Here is a 13,292-nt window from a genome sequence, read left to right on the forward strand (position 1 = left end):
GGAATTCCTGACATTACGAGGCTTCACAGACATCACGAACTAGAAGACCAGTGCCTTGGTGTGAAACATGTTGACTCCTCATCCACACTAATTTACAAATGAATCACTCTCCTCTTGGAGGGAAGCTTCAGGCGAAACACCTAGAGATAGGATGACCTCAGATAGCTGAGGTTTGGACATACCGTCGAGAAGAGGAACGATATCAGATCGAACTTTAGCCAGAGTTCTGCTAGCACTAAAGAGTTGAGGAGCTTCAGGTGCACTACCCACTGTGTTTCTGAGTGGAGATGCAGATGCGTTTCCGTTCGAGGGCTTTAAGGGGATTAGGTAAATCAGTTGCTCTCGAGCAATAGACTGTGCAGAGTTGGATGCATTACTGTCGCAAAGAGTGCGATCGCCGTTGCATCGGTAACGGTAGTTCCTAACGGAGAGATACCGTTGTTGTAACGATCAATGCCAATAAAGATTGCTAGGTTTCGCTTGAAACGAGACATGATGCCACCTTTACCTGGATAGTTCGCGAAATCTCCTGGATGAATCCTATTTGGAGGACACAAATCGTTGTATGGCCTTGCCACGCAACGATTCGCGCAGGAAATCTACTGAAACTGTAGTGCATCATTCGCGATCGCGATCGCCCAATGTAAGTGTTCTATGTCGGTCGATGATCGGTAGATGAACAGTAGCACTACATGACGTTAGTACCGTCGTGCTTCCGGCAAAATCAGCATCGCATCGCCAAACGAATAGAATCGATAGTTTTGGGCGATCGCCTCTTGATATAACGCCAGCAGGCGATCGCGCCCAATCAGCGCACTGACCAGCATCATTAAACTAGACTTTGGGAGATGAAAATTCGTGATCAGTCCATCCACCGTGTGCCATTGATAGCCCGGATAGATAAAGAGATTCGTTTTGCCTACAAAGGGTTCAAGTTCTCCCGTGGGGGATGCGCCTTCCAGGGATCGCACGGCGGTGGTGCCCACCGCAATCACCCGCCCCCCCCGTTGCCGAGTCTCTTGTACTTTTTTGACGGTTTCTTGGGGAACATCGATCCACTCGCCGTGCATTTGGTGCATGGTAATGTCTTCTACCTCCACGGGACGAAACGTGCCCACCCCGACGTGAAGCGTCACGAAGGCTTGCTCAATGCCGCGATCGCACAACCGCTCCAATAACTCTGGGGTAAAATGCAATCCTGCCGTAGGAGCGGCGACGGCTCCAGGGCGATCGCTGTACACCGTTTGATACTGCTCTGCATCCGCCTCAGATTCGGTGATGTAGGGGGGGAGGGGAATTTGGCCTAGTTGGTCTAGGTACGGAATCAGGGATGCGGTGTCCGGAAGATGAAACTGAAGAATGCGCCCTCTAGTAGCCTCATCAGTAGCAATGACGTCTGCCATCAGGATCGGCTCACCCTCGGATGGAAACTGGATTTGTGCCCTAGGCTTGAGTCGGCGTCCGGGTTTCACGAGGGCTAACCAGCGATCGCGGGCTTGTTCTTCTAGCAGCAACACTTCCACAGGCGTTTGCCCCCCCTTACGCCCATACAGCCGTGCCGGAATTACGCGCGTATTGTTCAGGACTAGCAAATCTCCTGGATTCAGCAACTCTGGGAGGTCACGAAAAATGCGGTGTTGAATGTCCGTCCGAGTCGTAACGGCTAGCAATCGGCTACTATCGCGGGGCACAGCCGGATTTTGGGCGATGCGCTCTGGGGGCAGGTGATAATCGTAGGCGCTTAGGGTGCGATCATCGTCTGCTGGAGTCGTCGGGGCGGGCGGGAGTTCAGGCGATCGCTCTTCGTTCGGTGTTTCCGTAGCAGCGGATAGTTCGGATTGTAGAGATGGGCGATCGGGGATAGAAGAATTCATGGTGGCTAGATGAAATGAAGCAAGCATATTCCCAGATTTTTACTTTACTGTGGATTGGAGTACCCTTCATTCGAGATCTCTAATCGTTGGTATACCAATTCGTTCTGAATTAGTTTTGATCACTGTTCATGCCCTACTTTTATCAACAGACCGACGCATTCCCGCCCACCTATCTCACCCAGCTTCTCCGCAAGATTCAAGCCTGCCCGTACTTTTCTACCAATAATCTCAATCGAGATTTCGTAGGCACCAAGGGATTTTCCATTGTCTTTACGTGCCAGGGACTGCCTACCGTCGATCGCCAGTTTCCATTTTTTCCCTACCTTGATCATGCCCTCCAAGCAGATTGCAATGCCTTTTATCTCAATCCGCTGCCACTCCAGCAAGGGTCTCGCGTCGATCCCCACATTGATCGATCGCTGCAGTCCTATGACAAAACAGTGGATCCACCTGCATGGGTTAGCGTCCTGTATGTCGAGCTTCCTCCTAACCTATCGGGTGGAACCCTAATCCTGAGAGATCATCGCCGCCAGGTCGGACAGATTACCCCCAGGATCAATACCTTAATTCGGTTTCAAGGCAATCTCACCCATTCCGTTACAGCAATGACCAGTCCGGGCACCCGCCTCAGCCTTGTCTGCGAGCAATACGCCTTAACCGAAGCCGAACTGGCTAAAATTCCCACCTTTGCGATCGAGTCCAGGGTGCGTGTTCGCTAAGGGCGATCGCTCACCATCCCTATAGAAAAAAGCGTCTTCCCCTCAGGGCAAGCTGAGATTTGGGTAAGGTTCCCTATACGAGATCGCGTACTACCCCCATGTAGCTTAACGTGCATTCTCTTACCATAAATATAGAAAGGAACCTGATTTGGGAACTATGGCGTTGGCGGGAGCAATTCATCATGGACTATCTTTACTATTTAGCAAATGCCAGTCTGGTTCTGAGGGTAGTTGAGTACTTGCAGCGAACCTCATGGCTCCCAGTGCGATTTATGACTGTCATTCACCAAATTGATGGTTGGATCGTAAAAGTTAAGCTTGATGATTACCCTACGCCTCAGCAGGACGGTGATTTTCGAGCATTTCTGAGCGAGTTGGGCATTTCTCTTGAACCCGATATTCGGGTCAAAATGGCGCTGTGGGGACTGGAAACCGGGCAATCCCCAGTAGAAGTCATGCGTCGGTATCAAGTTGCTGTGGTATCTCACGGTAGCCCCGATCGGTACGAAATTGAGGAATTCCGCAAGCAGTTTGTGCAAGGCTTAGGCTACTGTCCTGAGACTTTGGCGTAGCAAGATAGGGGACTTTGCTCTCTGCCGCTGATGTATCGCGGTCGCCAGGTAGGTTAGGATATAGACCCCGTTTGGAGGAGTGGCTTCGCGACCCCTCAATATAGGTTTGACTGATGGATTTGTGACTATACCGATAGGGCTTACCTAGTTGGGGATTTGTGCGAGTAAAATCTGCGCAAAATCCAAAAAAATCAGGACGCCGCCCGCAGGGCGTACATCCTGACTTATGAGGCCTGAGATCTCTCGCAGACGTTGCGCTGGGTCTAGGCAAGGTCAAAGCAATCGAGGTTCATCACTTTGTCCCAGGTTGCCACGAAGTCATGCACAAACTTCTTCTGGGAATCGCTACAGCCATAGACTTCTGCAAGGGCGCGGAGCTGCGAATTCGAACCAAAGATGAGATCCACCCGAGTGCCTGTCCACTTAAGTTCGCCCGTTTGGCGATCGCGCCCCTCAAACGTATCTTGAGCCTCAGAGGTCGCCTTCCACGTCGTGCCCAGATCGAGCAGTTTCATGAAGAAGTCATTGGTCAACGTCTCGGGTCGCTGGGTAAAGACCCCGTGCTTAGACCCTCCATAGTTTGCCCCCAGGACGTGCAGGCCACCGACGAGTGCCGTCATTTCAGGAGCCGTCAGCGTTAGCAACTGCGCCCGATCCACCAGCAGTTCCTCAGCCGATGGGGTCAGCCCCTCTTTGAGGTAATTGCGGAACCCGTCGGCCTTCGGTTCAAGGTAGGCGAAGGACTCTGCATCCGTTTGCTCCTGGGTTGCATCTGCGCGTCCCGGCTTAAAGGGAACCGTCACGTTGTATCCAGCATTCTTCGCCGCTTGCTCAACCCCGACACAGCCACCCAGCACGATTAGGTGAGCCAGGGAAACCCGTCTACCACCAGCCTGGGAACGGTTGAACTCGTTTTGGATACCCTCCAGCGTTTGCAGCACCGTAGCCAATTGGGCTGGCTGATTGACTTCCCAATCCTTTTGGGGTGCGAGCCGAATGCGCGCTCCGTTGGCTCCACCGCGCATGTCAGCCCCCCGGAACGTGGACGCCGACGCCCAGGCCGTGGAGACCAGTTGGGAAATCGACAATCCCGACGCTAGGATTTTGGCCTTGAGAGCTGCAATGTCCTGCTGATCAATCAAGTCATGATCGACGGCGGGGATGGGATCTTGCCATAGAAACTCCTCCTGGGGAACCTCCGGGCCAAGGTAGCGCGATCGCGGCCCCATGTCGCGGTGGGTCAGTTTAAACCACGCTTTGGCAGCGGATCAGGAGCGGCCCATAGTGGCCGTAATCGGCGGGCCACCAGTCCTGAGAATTGGTCACCAGCTCAAAGAGGTCTGCCTTCAGCGCTGCATAGTCGAGGCTCTTGAACGCCTCATTGACTACTCCCCGCGCTGAAGCGGCGGGGATTCCCGTAGGGATTTCAGAACTTTCCGATGATCGGACTCATAGGCGAAGTCAATTACGCCTCTACAGGTCGCCCAAAGGCTTCCCTTTACTTTTTCAATCACCGTTCGCAGCTTCTATCACCATGCCAATTCGGTATGCTCATCGTCCTGCCTTTACTGCAACTCGGAGCCGCAATGCAATATCGCGCTTTCGGTTGCCGGGGTCTCTCCGTACTAGGAGCAATTCATCGCGTAGATGGTTGGCTCTACTGAGTTATCTGTATTATATTGCGGCTAAAGCCGCACGAGTCGCTTTTCCGCCCCGTCGCTTTAGCGACGGGGCGGAAAAGCTCCCGTTTTCTCTCGTGTCAAAATCCCGCTCACCTGCGGCGTAACGCTGCAGGAGTTCTTGAGCATTCATAGAAATCCCTTGTACTTTAAAGGAGATTTGCGAACTATTTCTGTTTGCTTCTATTTCAGTCTTTACACCACACTATTCCCTGATTACTGAAGGTCAACTTTGAGATACTCATTTAGAATCCGAGCCAAAACTTCAAAGTCTAATTATTCTGAAAAGAGTAAGCTTCTCGCTACACTCTTAACGTTCATTTTAATCAGGCATAATCTTTGTAAGTGGGTAACCTGAATTAAACGATGTCCTGAGAACGGTATACCGAGCTTTCTAGGTTCCAGAGCTACGTTTAGTTAGGACTCTCTACTTATTATTGGATTCAATTGTACTTGATTCAGCTATAGTCCCGGATACGCTCTTTAGAATTATTCACACTCATAACGGATACGTATTACTAAGTAGCTCAACGAAATTAAAAACCGGATTTCGCCCTGCACTGCCTATATAGCGGGCGGCACAGGGCTTTTGGGGTTTATGTTTAATTATTTGTATAGACGTGAAAGAGATAGGGAAGGGGGCGTGGGCAGTACCCCCACGCAGGCGTTTCATCCCTGCGCCCAGAACTCATCTCAGACGTTGATTAGGCACCAATCTTAAGGTTCCGGTTCTTGATCATAAATGGTCATCTGCGACTCCGGAACAGGCCAATCGCTATTGACCCCGCCGATAATTAGCCGCTCGATAGTGACATAGTCTTTGCTGAATTGCTTCAGCGTGTTGATCAAAATGTCGAGGGCGATCGCGTCCGTCGTACCCAGATCAAACCAACACCGTGCCCACAGTCCTTCATACTCAAACTCGCCCATGTTGTGCATGAGCGCCATAAACGAGTTATCCGCCTGTTCCTCGTCGTAGGGCATGTAGTTAATATCTAATCCCGTATCCTGCACCTGGAGATTTTCGGCATTAAATCCGCCCAATTTTCCCAGAAAAAACCAGGAGTCAAAGACTTCCTCTAGGTACTGCTGCTCCATTGTGGACGGCACACTGCTGAGTTCTATCCAGATCCAGAGATTGAAAAAGTCACATTCACGAAACTCGACGATCATCCGTCTAACGTCCTTGGGTACACAAAGGATTGCTCCGAATGCGGAGGCATTTTAGAGCTATTCAATCCTACCGCACCCATTTGCGCTCAACCTCTCTCAATCGGAATGGGCAATGCCAATAGCCTCCGAAATATGGGTGAAGCCTTGCTCCGTAAGCCGTTGGGCAAGTCCATCTAGAAGGCGGCGCACCATGCCTAGCCCTTCGTAGATCCATCCGGTATAGGTTTGCACCAAGCAGGCTCCGGCAGTGATTTTGTCCCAGGCATCTTCAGCCGTAAACACTCCCCCAACGCCGATAATCGGTAGCGTTCCACGGGTTTCTGCCCAGATGAACCGAATGACTTCGGTTGAGCGATCGCGCACAGGGGCACCACTGATACCTCCCGCCTCCGCTTCAACCGGATTGCCCGTTGCTTCGATGATGCGCGTTTTCAGTCCTTCGCGACTGATCGTGGTGTTTGTGGCAATCATTCCGGCAAGCTGGTAGTCCTGGGCAAGACGGACGACATCGGCGATCGCCTCCCAGTCCAAATCTGGGGCAATTTTGACCAACAGCGGCACCTGTCCGGTGTTCTCGGTTTGCAACGCTTCTAGAATACGACCCAGTTGATCCGCCGCCTGGAGCGATCGCAACCCTGGCGTATTCGGTGAGGATACGTTCACCACAAAATAATCGCCCAGGTCTTTGAGTAATCGGAAGCTGCCCAGGTAATCATCCGCCGCATCATCTAAGGGCGTAATTTTGGATTTTCCTAAGTTAATACCGATGGGAAGCTGGATCAGATCCGCCTCTCGGTAAGGACGTAACCGCTCTGCCAGAGCCGCTGCCCCGCTATTGTTGAATCCCATGCGGTTCAGGGCGGCGCGATCGCTCAACAGCCGAAACAATCGCGGACGAGGGTTTCCAGGCTGGGGGTGCAGGGTCACGGTTCCCAGTTCCGCAAACCCAAACCCAAAATCCTGCCACACGCCTACACCCATGCCATCTTTATCAAACCCGGCGGCAATCCCGATGGGATTCTGGAATGTAAGCCCCCACTGCTGTTGAACTAAATTATCGTACTGGACGCATAGCGATGCCTGAAGCTGCTGCCGCACCCAACCTCGCGCATCCCAGGACGCCGGAGTCGGACTCCCCAACCAGTCCAGGATTTCCATCGATCGCTCATGGAGCCACTCCGGATCGGCTTTAAGTCCCGAAAATAGCAGTGGACGAATACCCGCTTTATAAAGATCCATACCCTAATGTTCCAGTCCCAGTGTGCTGACGTCAGTTTTATGGGCGATCGCCCCTCCAATTTGGAGAATAATCCTCAGGCATGATTTCAGAATATCCGGTACACTTTACCAGATGTTTATAAATTCCATAGATTGGGCATTCTGAAGGGTGGGAGATCATAGAAAGCTGCGGGGCAGAAAGCCATGCGATCTGCTCCAACACAATCATAATGTGCCGTATTTTTGTTGATCTCCTTAGTACCCGGCTGGAATCTCCAGTTCTCCGAGCGCAAGTAAAGCGGCTACGCCCAACCTTGCCACCGGATGCTTACACCCTACCCCCAGGAGTTCACCCTTCAAGCCTAAAATGTCCTAACCTTGGCTGATTTAACTGTAGGGACATAGACGCATTGATAGACACAGCAAACTGACCCTAGCTATTTCCCTTCGCCTTTTACCCCCTTCATTTCAGCTTTCTTACTCTTATTCTGCTTACCATCTGGATTGGGCAACTGTTGATCCTATGGGCTCACCTCGAGATACATCCATCAGTGAAAAGCATTTAGTCGCACTAGGACGAACCCTCCAAACGATTCGTGAAGAAGAAACGACGACAGGGCTCGTTGCTGTTGCGCTGTCGTACCTCAAGTCCAATTTCCACTATCCCTTTCAGTGGCTTGGACTCTACGACCGATTTCAACATGCGTTAATTGGAGCGGCGGGCATTACCCCGAATGACAGCCCAGTTCCCCTACTGAATAAAGCGCTCGAACTCCAACCTGGAGACATCATGGAGCAGGTTGTGATCCAGCAACGTCCCGTGGGAGCCCCAGACTTGCGGGAAGAACCTCGTGCAGGGCAGTGGCGGGAGATTGCCCAAAAGCTCAACATCCAAGGTACCATCATTTTCCCGATTCGATATCGCAACCAGTGTATGGGGGTAGCGGTGTTTGGGTCGCAGGTGTGGGGGGTAACGCCCCAATCAGAGGAAAAGGCACGACTATCGATGCTGCTGGGTGAGTTGGCAGCGGCGCTATACCGCATCGAAGAGGAGCAGCATCGCCAACAGGTCAAAAATCCATCAGAGCCTCTGTTTAATTTGCTGAATCGGTTGCGACAGTTGCCGCACTTGCAACAGCGCATAGAAGCTGTCGTCGAGGAAACCCAGGGATTTATTGAGCTTGATCGCACGAGCATCTACTGGTTTGATCCCCACCGTCGATGCTTTCAGCGGCGTGTCAGCCGTCAGAAAGGAGGGCGGTTGACTGTAGAAGCCGCTCCCGTTGCTGATATTCCCGTGGAGGATGTGCGGAGTTTTTATCAATCCCTGGTAGCGGATCAGGTGGTGGCCGTGGGTGAGGCAAAAAGTTCCCTCAAGGCCGATATGACCGTTAAGCTCATGCAGATCATCCAGGCGCGATCGCTCCTCGCTGCCCCCATTTTGTATCAGGATCAGCTTCTAGGTTTCCTCAGTGTGGAGGGCAACGAAGGTAAAATTTGGACAGATCTGGAAAAAAACTATGTGCGGAGTGCAGGGCAACTGATTGCGCTCACGGCTCCCCTAGAAACGATGGAGGACACGATCCAGCAAATCAAGTTGGATCAAGCGCTGTCTTCGGAAATCTCACGTGCCATTTTCAACAGTGATGACTGGAATGCAACCCTGAAGGGATGTGCCGAACACGTGTGCCAGCATCTCAAGGTCGAGCGTTTCTTGGTTTTGTTATATGACGAAGATCAGGAAAATTTTGAGCTGTGCTATCAGCATCATCCTGCGGGTCGGAAAGCCTTGCCCCCTAGCTTAGATCGGCTCAACCAGGTGGACTGGCAAATGCTAGAACGTAGCACCGAGGCTGTAGGAATTGAAAATCTAGCGGATGACTTAAAACTGATGGCGTGGCGAGAGCCGCTACTCAGCGCGAACTTGCAATCTCTGCTGGTGTGCAGCACGGCACCCGCTAAACCGTTAGAGGGGGTGGTTGTTCTGGGCCATGAATCCACACGGACCTGGAATCGTCCCGAACGCGATGTGCTACGCGTCGTGAGTCAGCAAATTGGGCTGATTTTGCATCAGTGGCAGTTGCAGCGTCAGACGGATCATCAACAAAAGATGTCCGACACGCTGCAATGGGGACTCCATGCGATGCAGAAAATTAGCGATCCGACGCAGTTAGAGATGTCTGCGGTGCAAAATCTCGCCAATGTGATGCAGGTGCCGCTAGTGGCATTAGTGACTTGGGAGCCGGGACAGAAAACGGCGCGAATTTCGGCGAGTTCCATTAGTAACAATAAGTTCACGCTCAATACCGATCGCGCCATTGGAGTCTACACCGATCCCCTGATGCAGTGGGTATTACAAACGGATGGACTCCTCCCAATGAACCGGGATGAGTTAGCCACCGAAACCCTCACATGGTTAAACGGTTCGGGGATTGGCCAAGTCATTGGAATGGCACTCCGCACCACTGATGAGTACGAACCGACGGGGGTTCTCATTTTGGGCGATCGCGCCGAGCGATATTGGCCGGAGCGCTATCTCAACACCTTTTCGATTTTGGTGAATCAATTGGCGTGGGTGCGGCGGTACATGCAGCTTGTGCAGCGGCTTTCGATTCGGCGTAGTGAGTTGGAACGGCTTAACTGGTACAAACAGCGGCGGTTGAAAGAAATTTACCGAATGCTGGGTAACAACGTCAAGCGCCTAAACGACATGCTTCAGCAGAAGGATGCCCCCAGCGGTATGCGCTATCAGCAAACGGTACGTCAGCTTGGGGAAATTCTTTCGACGCTGGTACCGATTCTGAAGCAGGAGCAGTGGGCACTACAAATCGAACAAACCACCATTCCCCTCGCGAGTTTGCTGCGTCGGGCGCTGGAGCGGGTCGATCCCCTGATTAAGCAGCGTCAAATTTGGTCCCAGGTCCATAACGAGGAAGCGCTGATTATTGGGGGTGACATTCCCAAACTTGAATTTGTGCTATACGAGGTGTTGGCCTTTGCCTGTCGGCGATCGCCCAATAACGGACGGTTGGATGTGTGGTGTCGTCCCCTGGATGCGAACTGGCTGGAGCTATCGATTACCGATCATGGCGTTTTGGAACCCCGACTCGTTGAAGAATTATACCTGGGGCAACCGCTGGATCTCTTAGCACCTTCAACGCTGGATCGTCCGCCCGGTCTCCATCTTGCCATTTGCCAATCGTTAATGAAGCTGATGGGATGCGAGTTTAACCTGTACATTTTGGAGGACGGACGAGCGCTCAGTCGCTTGACGATTCCCATCTCTGATAATGAGCTGTAGTATCTGTAGGGCGATCGCCCATTCCCCGACCTCTTGCCTACAACGTGGCGATCCCGTTTGCTAGCCCCTGGCACACCCCCGTCAAGAACTCAAAATTGATGGTCTCAAGGCGATCGCTGGGCTGGTGGTAGTGGGGATTGCGAAGGTTTGCGGTATCGGTCACCATCACGGCACGGTAGCCCTGATCCCAAAAGGGCGCATGGTCACTGCGGCGGGTGTCGGGAATGAGTTTGCCCCGCTGTCCTGCCGGGAGCCACTCACAGGGAACCCCCACGGATTTGATTGCCCGTTTCAAGTGCCTTAAATCCAGCAGGGTTGACCAATTGCCAATTAGACCAATGAAGTTTCCGGTGGTCGGGTAGAGGTATTTCAGTCCGGGGGGATAGCGCTGAGAGTTGGGGCGATCGCTGCAATAGCCCAACATTTCCAGGGACAGCATCAGCCGTAAGGGTTGACGGTGCGATCTCAGCATCGTCGCGTAGGCTGTACTCCCCATCAGCCCGAATTCTTCCAAATCAAACGCCACCAAATGCACCGGATGACGGGCAGGCTGCTGGGAAAACCAGTGGGCTAACTCCAACAGGGCAGCAACCCCCGTTGCGTTGTCGTCGGCTCCGGGCGATCCGGGCACAGCATCATAGTGTGCCCCAATCAAGATCGGGGCTTTAGTATTGCTCTGTCCCGGCAGTTTCAGAATGAGATTTTCATGAATTTGTCCCTTCGTCTGACGGCTAAATTCATGCACCTCCACGGTTCCATACTGGCTGAGGTGCGATCGCACGTACTCTTTCACAAAAAAATGCCCTGCGGTCGCCAAAAACGGGTCGCGTTCCCGGGCAACTTGGCTGACATGGTGGTACAGGGCATCCTTCGAAATCGTCATGGTGGGAGGACTTTGGCGTAGTTTAGGTAAGGGCGATCGCCCCAAACGTTACTCCTCAGCTTCAGCCTCAGCCTCCTCCCCTTCTGCCGCAGGCGGAACCAAAGCAACCGCCACAATTGCATCCTCACTATCCAACCGCTGCACCCGCACTCCCGTCGCCGCCCGCGATTGGCAGGTAATCGCATCCACAGACTGACGGATGATAATGCCGCGACTAGTGACAATCATCAGCTCATCGCCTTCATTCACAATTCGAAGTGCGGCCAATTCATCGTTTTTCAAGCGAAACTTGATCGCCCGAAGTCCCATACCCGCACGATTTTGTAATCGGAACTGCGATACAGGCACTCGCTTACCCAGTCCACCCGTCGTGATCACCAGTGCCCACGGCCCTTGTACGCCGCAGGAGTCCTCCACGGAAAGCTCATCATCGGTATCCGCATCGTCGTCATTGATCTCTGCCATTGCCGCAACCACCTGACTCGGCAAGATATCCATACTAATCAGCTCATCACCGTTTCGGAGGCTCATTGCCCGTACCCCCCGGGTAGGACGCCCCAACGGACGGAGCTGATCATGATCAGTGCGGAAATGAATGGTCATTCCCTTCCGTGTGCCAATGATCACGCTATCTTCGGCACGGGCACGCCGCACCCAACGCAACTGATCGCCTTCGTTGAGGGAAATGGCAATCAGTCCATTCGAGCGAATATTGCTGAAGGCTGCCAGCTCCGTTTTCTTGATGTATCCGCCTTGGGTCAGCATCACCAGGTATTCATCCGCCGAGAATTCCGTGACCGGAACCATCGAGGTGATCCGTTCCTCGTGGGGAATGGGGAGCAGTTGCACAATCGGAATACCGCGCGAGGTTCGCGAACCCATCGGAATTTGATAGGCTCTCACACAGTAGGCCACGCCGCGATCGCTAAAGAACAGAACGCTGTCATGATCGCAGCAGCTCAGGAAATGCTCCACCCCGTCGTCTTCCTTCATCCGAGTTCCGGCTTTGCCCCGCGTAGCCCGACTCTGAGCCTCAAAGGTATTCACAGGCATCCGCTTAATGTAGCCTTGCTCCGTTAGCAGAATGATCGCCTGTTCGTTGGCAATCAAATCAATATCGTCTAGCTCATCGGCAACCTGCTCAATCACGGTTCGACGCGGATCGGCCTGAGACGCCCGAATCTCGTTCAGCTCCGTCTCAATAATCTCTAAAATCCGCTCTCGCCGCGCCAGAATATCCTGATAGTCGTGGATCCTCGCCTGCAAATCTTCATGCTCTTGCAGAATTTTCTCCGCTTCTAGAGCCGTGAGTCGGCGGAGCTGCATTTGCAAAATAGCGTCCGCTTGCTGCTCTGAAAGATTGTAGGAACTGATCAACTCTTGCTTCGCCGTGGGGGCATCGGCGGCACCGCGAATTAAGTCAATAATCGCATCCAAGTTATCCAGGGCAATCAGTAAACCTTGCAACAGGTGATCCCGCTCCTCGGCTTTCCGCAGGTAGTAGCGGGTGCGGCGGGTAATTGTTTCCACCCGGAAGTCAATGAAGACTTCTAGGAAAGGTTTGATCCCTAAAAGTTGGGGTTCCCCATTCACCAACGCCAGCATATTGACGCCAAAGTTGGTTTGCAGCGGCGTTTGCTTGTAGAGGTTATTGAGCACCACGCGCGGATAGGCATCTCGCTTTAGCTCAATCACGATCCGCATGCCGTCGCGATCGCTCTCATCGCGAATATCGGAAATGCCTTCCAGACGACGCTCATTCACCATTTCAGCGATTTTTTCAATCAGCGCCGCCTTGTTGGTCTGGTAGGGTAACTCGGTAATTATGATCGCATCACGGGACGGACGACCTCGGTGCTCAATGGTTTCAACC

The 13,292-nt window shown here is 52.7% G+C and carries 9 protein-coding genes and 1 pseudogene; 3 read left to right on the forward strand and 7 right to left on the reverse strand.

Features of this window, described 5'->3' with window-relative positions; translation table 11 throughout:
• Positions 1 to 332 precede the first annotated feature (332 nt).
• Together IGR76_15415 and queA are read right to left on the reverse strand one after the other, a co-directional pair.
• On the reverse strand, positions 333 to 494 hold the full coding sequence (locus tag IGR76_15415) for a hypothetical protein (protein ID MBF2079862.1): 162 nt from the start codon (positions 492 to 494) through the stop codon (positions 333 to 335).
• A 204-nt stretch (positions 495 to 698) separates the two neighbouring features.
• Complete coding sequence (queA, locus tag IGR76_15420) at positions 699 to 1,874, reverse strand: tRNA preQ1(34) S-adenosylmethionine ribosyltransferase-isomerase QueA (protein ID MBF2079863.1); 1,176 nt, start codon at positions 1,872 to 1,874, stop codon at positions 699 to 701.
• Between the two features lie 128 nt (positions 1,875 to 2,002).
• On the opposite strand from queA, the gene IGR76_15425 reads away from it, so the two are divergent.
• The gene (locus IGR76_15425) at positions 2,003 to 2,593 is read left to right on the forward strand and encodes a 2OG-Fe(II) oxygenase (protein MBF2079864.1); all 591 of its coding nucleotides are present in this window, start codon (positions 2,003 to 2,005) and stop codon (positions 2,591 to 2,593) included.
• 182 nt (positions 2,594 to 2,775) lie between these two features.
• A complete protein-coding gene (locus IGR76_15430) occupies positions 2,776 to 3,165 on the forward strand; it encodes a hypothetical protein (protein ID MBF2079865.1) in 390 nt (129 codons plus the stop codon).
• 263 nt (positions 3,166 to 3,428) lie between these two features.
• On the opposite strand, the pseudogene IGR76_15435 reads toward IGR76_15430, so the two are convergent.
• The 3 genes and pseudogenes from IGR76_15435 to IGR76_15445 all read right to left on the reverse strand — a co-directional run bounded on the left by IGR76_15435 (position 3,429) and on the right by IGR76_15445 (position 7,256).
• Positions 3,429 to 4,427 (reverse strand): annotated as a pseudogene (locus tag IGR76_15435) (catalase-peroxidase).
• 1,134 nt (positions 4,428 to 5,561) lie between these two features.
• Positions 5,562 to 6,017: a DUF3531 family protein gene (locus tag IGR76_15440; GenBank protein ID MBF2079866.1), complete on the reverse strand. Its 456-nt coding sequence runs from the start codon at positions 6,015 to 6,017 to the stop codon at positions 5,562 to 5,564.
• A 96-nt stretch (positions 6,018 to 6,113) separates the two neighbouring features.
• Positions 6,114 to 7,256, reverse strand: a complete 1,143-nt coding sequence (locus IGR76_15445) for a quinone-dependent dihydroorotate dehydrogenase (protein MBF2079867.1) — start codon at positions 7,254 to 7,256, stop codon at positions 6,114 to 6,116.
• A 502-nt stretch (positions 7,257 to 7,758) separates the two neighbouring features.
• Here IGR76_15445 and IGR76_15450 point away from each other — a divergent pair.
• Positions 7,759 to 10,536, forward strand: a complete 2,778-nt coding sequence (locus IGR76_15450) for a GAF domain-containing protein (GenBank protein MBF2079868.1) — start codon at positions 7,759 to 7,761, stop codon at positions 10,534 to 10,536.
• Positions 10,537 to 10,573: 37 nt separating this feature from the next.
• Here the strand turns inward: IGR76_15450 and IGR76_15455 are convergent, their stop codons facing one another.
• Together IGR76_15455 and IGR76_15460 are read right to left on the reverse strand one after the other, a co-directional pair.
• Complete coding sequence (locus IGR76_15455; GenBank protein ID MBF2079869.1) at positions 10,574 to 11,419, reverse strand: M28 family peptidase; 846 nt, start codon at positions 11,417 to 11,419, stop codon at positions 10,574 to 10,576.
• Between the two features lie 48 nt (positions 11,420 to 11,467).
• Positions 11,468 to 13,292: DNA gyrase subunit A (locus tag IGR76_15460; GenBank protein ID MBF2079870.1), on the reverse strand; the 1,825-nt coding region annotated here is incomplete at its 5' end.

Origin of the sequence: Synechococcales cyanobacterium T60_A2020_003 (genome assembly GCA_015272205.1) — a bacterium.
Lineage (GTDB): Bacteria > Cyanobacteriota > Cyanobacteriia > RECH01 > RECH01 > JACYMB01.